Here is a 15,393-nt window from a genome sequence, read left to right as displayed (position 1 = left end):
TCGGTGGGTGCGTCTAATTTAATCAACGTGTGATCAGAGTGTGTGTTTGGCTCTGAACCGTCACTTTTTTGTTTGGCTTAAAATACCCAGTACCTTGAAACTTATAGTATTTTCATGGCTGCCGCTTTCACTTGTGCCTGAAAAATTTAAGTCGCCATCGGGTATTACCATGTAAACTGTCTCTTTGGTTGGCTTTCTTTGTGCGTCTAACATTCTTACTTGTAGATAACGAACACATTCATGGGCGGTGCGCACAAATTTACCCTCACCAAAAATATCTTTGTTTACCCAGTCGCTTATCCAGTGCTTTATCGAATGCTCGCTATCATCAATAAAGCTGATATCTACAGTGGTCTCACTGGTGCTTTGTGGCACACTGTAAGATGAAAGATAAGCTTCAAAGGTAAAGCTTTGTGTTGTTGCTAAATTTTCGTTGACTGTTGTAGCTGGGAACCAATTCGTGAACTGCCCCGGCCCAGAGTTACTGCGGTCTATGAGCCTGCAGTCCCATAAGTAGTCTTTAGCCCAATCAACATTACGTACTGATTCCATCGAAAAATCAGCCATAGACCAGTCTCCGTATTTACACAACGATTACGTTGTGTATTGTACAATATATTAAAGCAAGTTTTATATTGTACAAAGTTAAAAAAAGGGGGCGCACTCGCCACCCTTTTTGTTGCCACACGAATATTACTTTATGGTTGCTTACTGTACAGAAGCACCAGCGCCCATTTTGAAGTAGTCGTATGATAAAGTTAGGCTCGGGCGCATGATATCTGACGTATCACCACCTAGTTCACCGCCCCAGTCCACGCTTTCTAAATAACAACCAAATAGCTTGTAGGTCCAGATTGGCTCGTCCTGATTATTTAGACGCGTTAGTAGCATATCACATTGATATTCCGCACGTTTCTTTTGTTTACCTATGCCTGTTTCCCACAATGCTTCACGCCAGTTGTGAAGCATATTGTGGATAGTGTTATCGACAGTTTCAGCAAACGTGAGATTGATTGTGTGATCATCATCCACAATACCTGCTTGCTTGATATGGTGACCTCGGATTTGAATATCAATGCTCTGCACGGCGCTTGTTGGCAGTGAGCTTGATAAACATCGTACGTTTAAGTCGTTACGATCGAATGCAACTGCCGGAGGGGGCGTGAACCAAACATCCCACTTATACAGAACAGCAAAGTCGTCTAAGTTACGGATCTGTTCAATTTGTAAACCAGCCATATTGGCCTCCTTTATTGGTGCAGGGTATGTACCCTACAAAAGTATCAAATGAACTGGCGCTTATGCAGCCAGTAACTGTTCTGCTAGGCTAAAATCTAAACCGGTTGGTAGTACTGCTGTGGTGAATGGAATATATTCAATACTGCGGGTCGGTTTAACAAATAGCCATAAGTTCATGCGGCCAGCATCAATGTCTTCTGGTGTGTTGTTTGAGTCGTCACAAACGACTTTAAAGTCATATACGCCTCGACGTGCCTTGATGCCATTCATGTATGACGTAACCATGGCACTTGCGATAGCACGTGATGACTCGTCGTTTAATTCAAACAAGAAGTTTTCTAGTGCATCGCGTACCGCCGGTTCTATGGTGATTAACATCATACGAACGTTGATTCTATCGAGTGCACTTGGCATTGAGCTCAGGGTTTTTTGACCCCAGATCAAGATGCCTTTACCTGCTGCAAAGCGCAGCGGATTAATACCAGCGGCGTATAGGCGATCCATTTCGCCTTTATCGTAGCGACGGCGTACATCGAGTACTTTGATCACACCACGGTTAAGGCCAGCTGCTGGGTACCAAGCTTCTTGGTTCATTGCAGTGCGTGATACCGCAAGTGCCGCATAAGCTTCAGGTGAAACAAAGACAGCACGATTGTTGAACTTGTCGAATATCTTAACGTGTGAGCTGTAAATTGCGCCAAATGAGCTGTTTGCATTTAATACAAGGTTACGATAATCAACCACTTCATTCAGGTAGTTGCTGCTTGCTTCAGCGCTGTAAGGCGTTGACAGAAAAGCGAAACAGTCCATACGTTTTTCACATAATGCAAGTAATGCTTTTTGATAACTTGGTACCGCATAGCCGCCATCCATAAACAGCTTGATTGGGTAAGTATCAGAGTTTTCAAACTCTTTTAGCGCTTGCATCATGTGGCCCGCCATGACTGCGCCACCTAAATCACCACCTGCAAAACCAATCGCGTTAAGCACGTGATCAGCCGGCTCTCCTACATAACTTGGGTTTGCGAAACCACGAATGTAGTTAGATTGCTCAAGTACGTTATCCAAAAAGATATTCTTGTTGAATCCATCTACCGCATCTTCACGTAACGCACAGGTAAATGATTCAACTGGGTTGGCGCTATCATCTAGATAGACTTCTAGTACGAATGTATTTGGCGTGGTGGCCACTGGTGAGAATAATGACATCACAATGTCACCTTGACCAGCATCGGTAAACGTTACGTACTCTTCGTCAGCTAATGCTTGTGCAGAGGTTGCCAATCGGATCTTGCCGCTCTCTTCACTTTTGACATAGTAACCGCGATCGCCAGAGATGCCGGTTGGTAGTCTGTCATCTTCCGCTTGCTTTATCACGGCTAAACGCACCACTGAGCCCGTAGACCAAGCCTGCGTAACTGCTAGGCTGCTATCAAGTACTTCAGCATCAGCTTCATCAGTAACTGTATTAAACGCAACTTTTTCTGCTGTACGATAGTTGTGTACTTTTACTGACAGGCGGTTACCCCAAGTGCCTTGATCTGCCGCTGTCAGGATGAATGCTTGTGGTGAAGCTGCTTTGATATCTAAGAAATCTTCGAAGCCATCTGCAATTGGCTTAGACTCTGTTTCAGAACCCATTTCGCCAATCGCGGTTGCTGCGAACTTTGCACCATCACCAAGTACACGACGAATGTACAATTTGTCTGCGCCACCAAGATAAGTCAGTGCAGAGTAGTGTGCGTTGTCAGCACCAATTTTAACCTTACCATCAACCGTGTAACGGTTTAAAAAAGTGTTTTCACTGGTACATAGTTGCGGTTCTAGAGAACCTCTTTCAGCTTGTGGTAATAAGATTGCGGCGTACATGCCGGCTTCTGAACCTACACGCTGAGATAAATTTAATTCTTTAAGAATGACTTGTGCAGATGACATTATGCGTCTCCTTTACTAATTCAATGAAGCTTGCGTATTCAAACGCTTAGCTTACTCGAACGCCTTTTGGCAATGCGCCTAAAGCTTTAGGGTTGATGTTATTGATACGTCCGCGTGGTGGTAGTGTCGTTGCATCACCGTCGTATGAAATAACGACAGGGTGGTTTAGCGTCGAAACTAACGTTGCAAGCTCCGTTGCTGCACTGTCGGTTTTAGATTTACGTGAAGCCATGTTTGCTCCTAATGTGACATTAAAATTAGTCCCAAGTTACCGGTGTAATCTTGGTTTAGGTGTCTCAATGCCTGAATAACAGGCGCTCATCTCACAGCTCATCGTCTCATAGGGTGTAACTTCAGGATAACGAGGAAGTTACGACTTTATTGTACAACAGTGATGGAAGGTTCGTCATCACTGGATTAAAATAATTCGCTAATTTAATCGTTTGCAGGCTGTGCTTTAGACTCGCAAAGAAGGTGGAGATTTACCCCCCCAGAAGCGAAAATATTGGTGATTAACGCCAGAGTTTCATTCTTTGATACAATGAACGGCCCCCTCACAATAACTTCTGCACCAATGGATTTGGTTGCACTGTCACCAAGGTCGACAGTAAAGTCTTGTAGGGCTTTCCAAGTAAGTTTGTATTCAATTTGTCCGATATCGGGAATATCAACACTAACTGCACTGATTTCACGCAAGCCCCCTGCCACGCTGTAGAGCATTTCAAAGCGTTCTAATTCTTCCATGGAAGAGGTGATATACATAAACTTAAAAGTCATGTCACCGAATAGCACGGGGTATTTGTCCAGAGCGGTTTGGCACTGATGCGGATTGAGTGGATTTTCAGAGCGATATTTTTTTGCCAGTAATGTGTGACCACTTCGCCCAGCATATATGTCATTATTGTTGATGGTGGAGCGGTTAAATAGCAGTAGTGGCAGCGCGGTTGGGTCTATCACTTGTTTTTTTTGATTCGCTGTGCGAAAGGCGCGCAAACCATCTTGATAGTCAAGTGATGGCGTGAATATCGCGTTGACATTAGGAAGGTAGTTACCTATTTCTTTGAGTAGATAATAGGTTACCAACGAAGGGGTTGCGACGACACGTGTTTGCGGATCAGTCATGAAGTTCCTCCGCCTCAATAGGCAATAACGCGAGCTTGTTCATCAAGCATTGTGTCACTCCCAGTGTGAGGGATTGTTTGACTTTGTAGGAAAATATTTTCCCATCACTACGCTCAAAAGTGAGCTTGTCTCCTGGTTTGATATCTGCTTGCGCGTACACCTCGACTTTTTTAGCACTACCTAAAGCATGTGTGCCCTCAAGTACCCAGCCTCGAGAGGGAGGAATTATTTTTGCGCGAAATTCCTTGATTTCAAAGGGCGAATTGGGTCTTGTTGACATGGGCCCTGTATGGCCACCATAAACACTGGCGATGGCAGACTGGGGGTTAAGCGTCTGAGGTTGCGATGACGCAACTGATACTTGGCGAGATACCTTGACCTCCACACCAAACATATTGATCAAGGTGGGGAACATGGAGGCACTCCACCGACTGATGGCAGATTCAATATTAGGATATAGCATTTACAAGTCTCTTTGCAGTTATCAAACCATATTATTGTACAATAACTGTCATTTTAGGTGAATGGATTACCAACATATAGATGAAATGTGTAACCGTGCCCAGTGTAACCTCTATTTGGTACTATCGGGCGAACAGAAAAGGAGTCCTTGCCCTCGTAGCCACGACCAGGTCGGTAAACAAGTTTATCATACATAGGAAACCAAGGTGCGACTTCGAGGACACCAAATTCCGGAAAGCGCAGTATTTCAAAACTGCAACGATACCTTTGAGAAAAGTCTTTCTCTAATTCTTTTTGGTCAATAAAATGCAGATCATAATATTCACGCTGATAGTCATAGCTCCAATAATCGATGGTGCGGTGTAAGACATCGCTACTGGTAAAGCGGGGATCTTTGGTGTGATCAAAAAAACTAAACCAGGTTTCTTGATTTCTTGCGATATGTGTTTGTTTTGGGCCATGTAAACGCACATAGGCCGGTCTTTTATTGGGCTCTACATTGGCATATGCTGTGATCATACTTTTCCCTTTTGTGTAATGTTGGCGCATGGGCTGTGCTCAGTGACAGTAGCCATACGCCGATCTTGGTTGGGTGTGCCTGTTACAGGCTACCCCATACAATATAATTGTATTGTGTATCCGACGGTGAATAGGCGCGCCACATCCAAGAGCCGTCTTTAGGGTGGCGATAAAGGATAGGCTCTACGACCATGTTCCTGACAGCATCAAGCATTGCTGCACGGGGAGAATACGCACCTTGCGCAGTTCCGGCTTGCACTTTTGCAATGAGCTCTTCTCGGTAATCTGTGCGTAAATCCCGTAACCATTGCATCAGATCAATAGCGACAATACCAGCTTTGTAACGGCGGTAATCATCACTGCGGTAATTAAGTGGTAAATTGAGCTCTACTCGATCATGGAATGGTTTTGTCTGTAAAGCAGAATGATCGATGCTATCGAGTATAGATGTCATATCCACCGCGAAGTTAGCACCGAGTTGCCTTTGTGTTGAGTGTGTTTGATGATAAAAATCAATTACCTCTGGCAAGTTTTGAGTCATGAAACGATATTTTCGTTGGTGGTTGGCTACCTGCTCTTTGTTCATCCGATAGTGCATATATGCACGGGGATCAGAGGCAAGGTATTGTTCAAATGCAGCGCCTATAGCCATGACGAGGTTAGGGTATTCCACATATTGTGCGATGATTGGGCTTGCAGCGTCGAGCGGAGACTGTAACTGGTTATAGGCAGACTCCAATTGCGCTGTGTTGACACCCAACTGGGTGAGGGTGTTCATCAGCTTAGCTGCACCGAGCATTTGTTGGTCGTATATGCGCTCAACGTCCACTTCATTGAGCTCGCTTTGTCTAAGTAGAGCTAACCTCTCGGCTAATCCTTGACGTGACTGCGCCATTAGTGTGTGAATGGTAGAAGCGGAAAGACCTGCCTGTGCAAGTGCATGTTGTGCGACGTTGTCAATGTGATTAGCCTGGATCAAGGCATTTAACAAGGTACTTTCACTTAGTAGGTCTTGACGATAATGTTGTCGCACACTAGGTGGGAGCACCATGGCCTGAGCTAAGCGGTTTAACAAGTGGCCTCGCGTCTTAAGTGACTGCTTAAAGCTTTTATCTGTGAGCCAGCTCCCTTCTAAGATCTCGATAATTTCTTTGTGCAGCTTGGTACTGATTGTGGGCGCTGTTTGTTTCATTTGCCAGTGATCGATAGCAACTGCTGTGAGTTCAGCCGTGTACTGCATTAAGCTCTGTATGTAGCTATCTGGTGACAGTCGAGTGTAATCTAACTTGTCTGCATGCGCGTATAGAGAGTCCCGTAATATGGTATTAATTTTGAGTGCATAATGGCTGACGGTACTTGCTTTTAGCCTGTCCATTTCCTGGATCTTGATTGGTATTGGCGCGCAAAACGTACGCTTACCTAAATCAACTGTGCCGTATAGGTCAAAACCCTTTGCATGACGCATGGCTACAAATACGCTGTCAGGCATGCTTTGTTTTAATAATTTATAAGGTGATTGTACTACCTTACCTAACGGCACATCACTTGGGGTAACGAGCTGATAAGTGAGCTCGGTTGAGCGCATCATGCTGTGTGCTTTCGCCAAGCTAATAGACTGCTTAGTAGTATGAACGTCGGTGACGCGTAATGTTAGCAAGCGCGTAACGTTGTAGCTCAAAGTGGTGACTTTTAGATTCACTAATGCGGGGATGTTTGTTGAGGTCTTTAGCGCCTCGAGCTTTTCCCATTGTATTGTCCTTGTGAGCGGGTTGGTCAGTGTTTCTTTAATGACGACATGCCTAACCGCCGGTTGGTCGCCACTATGCTTGATAGAGCGCGTTGTTCCCGTGCCGATTGTTTGCCATGCACGCGTCGTTGTATCGTGAGCACATATGATGTCGCTACAACGTGAAGCCCGATATGCCGTGGTGAAGCTGTGCGTGCTCAGTGGCGTGGCTAGTTTGTAGAGAAGGCGAGTGGTACTATTAGATAAGTGCGTATTGATCCATTTATCTACCGTCAGTTTACCTATCCCCTGACTAGTTTGGCGCCAAGCAATGTTATCGCTGTTATAGGCTTGAGCATGAGTGCTAGCGCGTAGCCAACTTGGGGCACCAATAAGCAGTCTCGTATTCGTTACCGCTTGGCTAAATAGGCGTTCTGTGTGTTCATGCCCTAATCGATTTTGTACATAACGCATGTTTAGTCGGCTGTAACCGAACGAGAATTGCTCTGCACTGCGACGTATTGTTCGGCTGACTGTTTTTTTCGCCTGCGATAGCTGCTTGAAATCATTCACGAATAATTGCAGATCTGCAGAAAATGGTGCGTAATTACGCTCATAATTGAGACGTACACCTCCAGCACTTCGCTTGTCACGGACGACATGCTGCGTGTGTTCTAATCCAAGGGCGTATAATCCGGCATCTTTTTGAGTGCTTAGCACCGCGGTATCTTGCTTTGGCAGTTCTTGAATATACTGTTGTTGTGACAAGTGCAGGCCAGGGGAAAACGGCCCAAAATCTTGAAGGAAATCGGGTAATCCATGAGGAAATATATAACGCGGTTTAGGCATCCAGTACTGAGGCTTTTGAGAAAGTAGCACACGCTTGCCAGCTTCGCGATAAATAGCCACACGTTGCAATAGGCGCGTGGTTTTATTAATTAAGGGCCTAAAATTAAGCATATTGAAGCGTTTTGACCACGGCTGATATAGTAGATAAGCAGCAACTTCTAGTTGATTGTGTTGGCAATAACCCGACTCCACCTGCCATTTAATCGTTGCCGGCAGGTGCACTTTGGTTCCAGCTTGCTTAAGTAGGTGTGCTTTTTTGAAGACATAATGATTTCTTACCCAAGTGCCTGGTATAAACTTCAGCTGCATATGTTGATTCAACGAATCAACATACATGCGGCCTGACATTTCAATTGCGCCGGACGCGTGCTTCGACAAGGCTTTATTTTGTATCAGCAAAGTGTTTGGTAAATGCTTGCCTAGTATCGATTTGATCGGATGTATTTTAAATGATTCTTGCAAAGAAAAATTGATCAGCTTGAGCGCATCTGCTTGCATCCCTGCGGTGATAGAAAAAACTGCTTTTGGTAAAGTGATCAGCGGTTGAATAACCTCATATATTGCATTGACTAATTTAATTTCTTGCGTCGATGTTATGCTGTTGGTTTGCTTAACAGCAAGCTGTTGCTGCCAGTTCTTAATTACTTCTACTGCGTGGAGCAAATGAGTGGGTCGGTGTGTTTGGCCATTGGCACGGATCAAGTAATGGGCGTAGTTGAGTACGCTTGCTTCAACCATCTTGACAATGAGCTTGGCGCTAGATTGATGTAAAAATTGTGTCTGTTGGCCCGTGTGTGACAACGCGGCGAGCGCTTTGTTATACACGACACTTAGGTATTGCTGTGCTTGATATAAACGTTCATACTTCACCGCATCAGAGCACAAAACAGCCATATTTTTGTTAATTTTAGATTGTATGGCAGAAAGTGTTTCTGATTCCAAAGAGGCGTATTTTGAATACCGGCCTAGGCCTTGTACAAATTTATTTAAAGTTGTGACTGTGACGATGAGCAGTTCAAGCGCATTATTACTATTGAGACTTTTAAAAGCCACATTGACCTCTTGAGCTAGGGTTTTATCTATGGCTGTGTATATTTTATCACTGAGTCTGTGTACTTCGCTTAACCAGCGAGACGGAGCCGCGTTGAGCATATTTATGGATAAGTTTTGCCACGGCGTCGCGTTAACTTGATTATTTAGCTTAAATTGAAAGCTCGGTGACTGAATATAGTATCCGTCGTTAATTGCTACGTCACGGTAGATAATGCGTGCAGTGAACTGCTGTTCTATCCATTGTTTAAAGACCCCGCGTACTATTTTTGCGCTGGTCTGTATACTGGAAATACCCGTTTTCTTTACGAGTGGTATATGCTGTTGAGCAAAGGTTGGTTGCTGATTGTCAGCAGCCTCTAAGCGTGAACACCAAAATCGTATGCTCTCATTCGCTGTGCTTCTAATGTTTAGAGGCCTTGCATTGTCAGCGGCGCGTACGCCCAATATTTTACCTGTGATCAGCCAAGGTAGCTGAGATCTACCTGTGAAGCCGCTAGATTGATAGGCATGCCCCTGTTGGTTATTTAAAAAGTTCACCGAAAACAGGGTAATATTGTGCTCTCTTTGCGGTGTACTTTGAATGAGCTCTCCAAGTGTGAGACCAAGTTTGGAGAAGCGGTAGTTCATCATATCGCTTATGGCATGTGAATAGGTAGGTGACTCAGCCGTTAGTACGGACACGGGAATATGTTTGATTTGTTTTGCCATCCAATACGATGCTTGTTCATGCACCCGTGATTGCCAGCTCTTTGCTGTACTAGACAAGCTTTGCAGTGCACGAAGTGTCGTGCGGTATTGAGTCACGTTATACTGTATTTCAGATAGGATATTTTCGCCGCCACTAAACGCACTGTCAGGCGACATGGTAATATTATTAGTCCACAAAGGGCCGCTAGCAATAGACTTAGCAATTACGTTGATCGGTTTACCGGTTGTAGCCTTTTTTAAATAGCGCGGCGCATTGACCTGAATTTTAGAGACGACGGTCGTCGTGTAGCCAATATTGTGTCTATCTGAACTTACTCTGGTGTAGCGATAAAGTTGATAAACAGGTGCGCCAAGAGATTGCCTGAACTGATCTTGCATCTGCGTAAAGGTCAACTTTTGATAATCGGCCGTTTGTTTGAGCAAAATACGCAACGCTATGGTTTGAATGGCATGTTGCGTATTATAAACGGCAGAGCCGATATCATCAGAGTAGGCATTACTGACACCGGTAGTAAAAATGGCTTTGGCGAGCGTTGCTAATGATGATTGTGGTTCAACGGCAAACTCTGCTTTTTGCGGCTGATTTTCATTTAAGAATGACGCAATAAAATATTTGATCACATCGGCGACTTGAGCACTTTGTTGCGAGGCTGTTTGTTTAAGCAGTTGAGCGACAAACTTGTTGAGTTTATCCGCAACAGCGTGGGTGTCCGAGGTGTGAGAAGGTGACAGCACACCTTTGATAAATTGGATCCTGCTGCCACTTTCTTTTCCTATCCAATTTGACAACACATCGTAAATTGCGCGACCAAGTAAATACTGCTGACCGCTCAAATGATAATTGATGATTGCGGGTGTTGAGGTATCCTGTCCATTCGCTTTATCGTAGTTAATATTACCCACTAAAGTTTGGGGTTGTGCCGTGTTGGCTTGCGAAGTTCCCGCTTCTAACTGTTTAGTGTGTGCGGCTGTGGAGGGCACGTCTGGCGCTTCACTTTTAGACATACTCACTAAGTGTGCATTCATAGCATCAGCAAGTGGACCAGAATGTGCACCGGTCGCTGAGTACTCCATTTTATAGCCAGATGGGTGCAGTGCTAACCAACTAATTGCATACTGAATTGCCTCATATAAACGCTGGATGCGAGTACTCGACTCCATGATAAAGCTGAGAGTTTGTGCAACGTTTACGCGTTGGTTTGGTTGGCTTAGTAACGCGATTAATTGGTCATTACTGGCTGATTTTAATCCACCAATAATACTGAAGTTCATCATCTCAGGTTTTGAGGCATGATAGCTTTGTATTGGGTAGCTCGTCATAAAATTAGTGCCTAAATTGCTCTGACAGAGCAATCTTAATTTTACTGAGCCACACAAGCGCAGGCTTTGTTGCTTTGTTCTATGTGCGGTTAAATCTGTACCTAAGGACGCACTTAACTGCTTTAGCTCAAGTGTATTGATATTGTCCGCGCTTAATGTACGCTGCCCCTCTACAGGTTGGGCTTTCCAGCTATCAACAGCATGCTGAATAGCCCAAATACTTCGCCTAAAGCGCCTTGCCTCAGCAGGTTGTCTAAAAGGTAACTTCGCTGCCCAAGAATAAATTTGGCTAGCTACTAGGTAGTGCTTAAGTTGACGTGTGGATCCGGTGAGCACCTCATCCACTGTGAGTGCACTTTGTGATGTTGCGCGCCGAGACTCGGTTTGCCCAACTCCTTTGGTACTTTGCAATGTGAGGGAAGTTAGTGTGTCATAGGCGACGGTGGCATTAACCTTAGTGTTGGCTTGATACAGCTCATTATCATAACCTAGCACGCCACTGTGGTTGTACATACTGATACCGTCAACCTCTTGGGTGCCAAAAAGCGGTAACTTTACGCGTACAGGCTGCATGCCGTTGCTAACTCTTGGGCTGATCCCTTCATGCCATGAGAACGCTCTTGTTTGTGGCGAGCCACTCGCTTGTGAAGGGTAGCCCACTCCTTGCGTTTTATCACTTGCCAACGAAATAGGGTTGCTAAATACAGACCAAGTATAACGCTTGCCAATTTTTTTAGAGGCAAATCGTCGCAGTCCTAAGTAACGCTGAATACCGCCCAGTGCCAGTCGATAGTGCCAATCTTTAGTGTAGGTTGAACTGACGTTGAACGAAGAACGCATATGAGGACTAAATACGCGTTGCTGTGACGTGGCATTGGTACTAACAAAGCCAGAGGCACTAAGAACGTTTTCGTGTAATTGCCTCGACCCTTCACTCATCATGTCTATTTTAGGACCATGGTGGGCATTCGTAGAGTAGAGACGACCTCGGTTAACGTCGTTAACGCGACTGAGCCAAGTTTGTAAATGAAACTTGGCTGTTGCCCATTGCTTTTGTGTGGGGCTTATTTTATATCGCGCATACCCGTGCTGAGAGTTCGCTGATGTGCGCCGTAAAATATAATGTGCGTTTTGCCATCGCACTGTTAGTTGTTCCGCCAAAGTATAAGCGTGTGTATGAGTACCCATACTCCTACTCTGGCCATCGTTAGCATATGTTTTGTGTGCGCAGGTATGAGCACTCACACATTGAGAGTTTGATGTTAAGTCTATTGAATCTTGGCTTGATGACAGTGATGGTACAAATTTTTGAGATCTTGCTCTGTGTAGATCCCAAAAACCAACGCTAAGTAGCGCGTGTTGGGTACTATTAAGTTGAAACCCTTGTATGAGTGGTGTCGTATTGGTATCGGTTGTAGTAGCAAAAACACGAAATTGAACGCCTTTGAGTTGCGCACCAGAGGGCGTAGTTGGTAAATTTGCTGACCAATCACTGTACTGAATATGGGCATATTCTTCGTTGGAGTAGCTTACTCGAAATTCAAAAGTGACTGATGTGTTGCTTGGAGTTGTACCGCTTAGAAGTACCTCAGCGCCTTCAACTAAGGTTAGTGCAGATAAAGGATAAATTTCTGACACATACTTACCAACATAATAGCCTTCGGTATAGACTGGATTTTTAAGCGTTAATAACCCTCGTGCTGGCAACCACTGCATTCCCGTGAACTCACCTTGGGATAAATCAACATAGCGTTCAGAGGATGCGAATGGCTCGTATACTTTGATGCTAACACGGTGGTGAAGCCCTGAGTGTTTGCTGAATTTGTGGCTGATAGCCAGTTGCTGTTCGGTGATCCATGCGGCGCTTGTTAGCCTGCGTGACCCCGCTTCGTCTATAACAAGTTCTCCGCCATCGGCGAGCACGAGCAGTGGGTCGCCATCGCCACGTAACGAAAAATATTCGCTGGTATAAAACTCATCCTCTTGGCAGTGTCGCTGAGCGCTTAAGTTAAAATAGTCAGCTTTCTCTTGCAAGTTAACGAGCAGCTCAGGTTGATTGTTGGGTAGTGCTCCGGCTTCCTTTTCAATATGTTGTACAATTGAGGTCACTTCTTCATTACCAGGCTCTTGAATATCAAGGAGTGAAACAATATAGTCACCGTGGTGACGTCGATGCCAAGCCGTTTTGGTAGTGATGATTGGATCGGTACATATATTGACTGAGCCATAGGCGGGTAAAGGTGTAATGTCAGCATCAATCAAATCCAATACCAGGGCATCACCAGAATGCACTTCAGTAAATACCAGCAAGGAAGTGTGCCCACCAACATGCTGCACGCTGGTAGGCAAAGGTACATTTTGTACTTCCAGTCCTTCGAAAGAAACAAAGTATAATGTGGTCGCACTGACCGCTGCGACCGACTGTGCTTGAGGTAACCACACTAAATGGCGAATACCGGGTAACCCGGGTACGCTGCGATAGGGAACTAGCTCGAGTAGCCCTTCTTCTCGCGATAAAACCTGTTGAATTTCTATATGGAACATATCTGGACCAACTAGCCAAATAAGACCATCTGCCCAAATGATGTCGGTTATATTGTCGTGTAAGTTTACTGTTTGCAGGTGGATAAGGTTCGGGCTGAAAATATGCAGTTTGCCGTCTGCACTGAGTACTAATACGCGCTCGCTCCCAGCGATAACACCGCTAACCACGCGAGTTGGTGAGGCTACTTCGGCAACATACACCATATCATGGTTGATTGGCGTGACGGCAACGACGTAATTCTCATTAAAGTTTGCCAGATACAATAACCCTTTATTATCGGGTATAACGCTGGGTACTCTTTGTTCCGACTTAACACTGAACCATTCTCTTTTGTCCGCTAGCGCATTGATAAATGCACGGTATTTCGCATTTTTTATGGTATTTATTACACTCACGAGGCACCCTCATACTAGTCTCATTTGGCATCGCCTTAATATAAGGATTGTACCGCGATTGTTGAAATGAAGCAGTAGTGAGATTGAAATATTGTACAATAAATTAATGGGGACGGTGAGTTAGCCGTTTGAAAAGGAAGAAGGGCTGTTTCTCAGGCGATCCAAACCTAAGTTATTATATAAATATACGCAAACTCTGCGAGAAACAGCAAAAAGAAGGGCATTGCACCCTTCAAACAAGTGCTCGATTATTTTTTAATTTCAGACTCGGGAATACCAGACTTAATTAGGTGGAGCATAATAAGGTTGGTATTAAATGGCCCTGTTGGCTGAATAGCAATATACCTTCGATACAGCTTCTCTTGCGTTTCAGGGTCTTTTTCACCATACACGTGCACATTTACAGGTAACCCAGATGAAATGACGTCAGCTGAGGTGTAAGCAACCATATCTAGCTCGTGCTTAAACCTAAAGCGTGGCGTGTTCAGCTTTGAAGGGAACAGGATTGCATAGCGAGAGCCTGCTTTTTCAATGCTTGCAACGCCAATATCGCGCATTTCAATCCGCGCCTGTTGTTGACGTAGATTAATAATGGCGTTCATATCACGGTCGTTACGCCACGCATCGTATTGTTTACCAGGTGCATTAACGTCTTTTTCTCGCACCACAAAGCGTTTTAGTGCGATGGCACCTTGCTTGGTCGCATCTGGAGAGGGCGTAATAGAGCTTTGCGGGCCAGACGATGTTGATCCCAAAGTTTGTGTATATGGAATGCCATTTTCTTGTGCATATTTCTCATAAGCAGCTTGGTGGGCTGCTGAACGAGTATTACTCTCGTTAGAAATACCATACATACAGAAAATTGGATTTCGGCTACCATCCGCATCTGGTTCTCTCAATGGTTGACCATCTGATTGGTCTACAGGGCGCTGTACCACAAACCAGCTTTGCGTTGGCGGATCTCGGTGTTCGTCACCCTCTAGCCAAATAGCTAAAAATAATCCATGTTCGGTAGATGATGCGCGCCACGAAACTGGATGTGCTTTTAGACGACCTTTGACGACTTTAGTGTCGAAAAATAGACCATCCCCAGTGTTAGCACGGTGTTCAACACCTGCTTCTGTATAGGTATAGTCATAGTCTGGACCTAAGTTACCTGAAGTCACACCTCGTGCGTCTTGGATCACTTGGCCATTTGAAAAATCACACTGTAGTTGCGGTGTGACATGCGCCTCAATTGTTTGATAAGAAAACTCTGAGCCACTGACGGTTTTTGTAGCCATTTTTAGTGCGATAAGTTCACTATCAAACATGTTTTGTGAATCACCGCGAGGAACAGCAACAAAACTGTAGCCACCTTGCGCATCAAACTTTTCTTTTGCGTTTGGAAATTGATATTTAATTTCCCAACCAACGGTATTGAGCCACTCTGCGATTTCAAACAAAACGAAACGCAGGTCGCTGTAACCATACTTAACATTACTTTGTACAAGGGTATTTAAAGCCATCCTCGTCCTCTC

The 15,393-nt window shown here is 44.7% G+C and carries 9 protein-coding genes; all 9 read right to left on the bottom strand.

The genetic code is table 11. The features are described from left to right. Positions 1-60 precede the first annotated feature (60 nt). The gene (locus tag J8Z24_RS21645; RefSeq protein ID WP_125251889.1) at positions 61-567 is read right to left on the bottom strand and encodes a hypothetical protein; all 507 of its coding nucleotides are present in this window, start codon (positions 565-567) and stop codon (positions 61-63) included. Positions 568-708: 141 nt separating this feature from the next. Continuing rightward, complete coding sequence (locus tag J8Z24_RS21640) at positions 709-1,239, bottom strand: hypothetical protein (RefSeq protein ID WP_125251890.1); 531 nt, start codon at positions 1,237-1,239, stop codon at positions 709-711. Between the two features lie 60 nt (positions 1,240-1,299). Then, positions 1,300-3,174: a phage tail sheath subtilisin-like domain-containing protein gene (locus J8Z24_RS21635; RefSeq protein ID WP_128730746.1), complete on the bottom strand. Its 1,875-nt coding sequence runs from the start codon at positions 3,172-3,174 to the stop codon at positions 1,300-1,302. Positions 3,175-3,220: 46 nt separating this feature from the next. Next, on the bottom strand, positions 3,221-3,406 hold the full coding sequence (locus J8Z24_RS21630) for a hypothetical protein (RefSeq protein WP_125251892.1): 186 nt from the start codon (positions 3,404-3,406) through the stop codon (positions 3,221-3,223). Between the two features lie 203 nt (positions 3,407-3,609). Beyond that, positions 3,610-4,296, bottom strand: a complete 687-nt coding sequence (locus tag J8Z24_RS21625; protein ID WP_252096028.1) for a hypothetical protein — start codon at positions 4,294-4,296, stop codon at positions 3,610-3,612. Continuing rightward, positions 4,289-4,759, bottom strand: coding sequence for a hypothetical protein (locus tag J8Z24_RS21620; RefSeq protein ID WP_128730744.1), 471 nt, complete (start codon positions 4,757-4,759; stop codon positions 4,289-4,291). Before J8Z24_RS21620 ends, J8Z24_RS21625 begins: the two co-directional genes overlap by 8 nt. Positions 4,760-4,812: 53 nt before the next feature. Further along, a complete protein-coding gene (locus tag J8Z24_RS21615) occupies positions 4,813-5,277 on the bottom strand; it encodes a hypothetical protein (protein WP_147388872.1) in 465 nt (154 codons plus the stop codon). A gap of 82 nt (positions 5,278-5,359) precedes the next feature. Then, positions 5,360-13,873 carry a hypothetical protein gene (locus J8Z24_RS21610; protein ID WP_252096080.1) on the bottom strand — a complete coding sequence of 2,838 codons (8,514 nt, stop codon included), beginning with the start codon at positions 13,871-13,873 and terminating at the stop codon, positions 5,360-5,362. A 248-nt stretch (positions 13,874-14,121) separates the two neighbouring features. Then, positions 14,122-15,381 (bottom strand): hypothetical protein, encoded by a 1,260-nt coding sequence (locus tag J8Z24_RS21605; RefSeq protein ID WP_125251897.1) that lies wholly within the window; start codon positions 15,379-15,381, stop codon positions 14,122-14,124. Positions 15,382-15,393: the final 12 nt, after the last annotated feature.

Origin of the sequence: Pseudoalteromonas sp. SCSIO 43201 (genome assembly GCF_023716725.1) — a bacterium.
Lineage (GTDB): Bacteria > Pseudomonadota > Gammaproteobacteria > Enterobacterales > Alteromonadaceae > Pseudoalteromonas > Pseudoalteromonas peptidolytica.
Note: the sequence above shows the minus strand (reverse complement) of the source record. Positions and strands in the feature narration are given on the sequence as shown.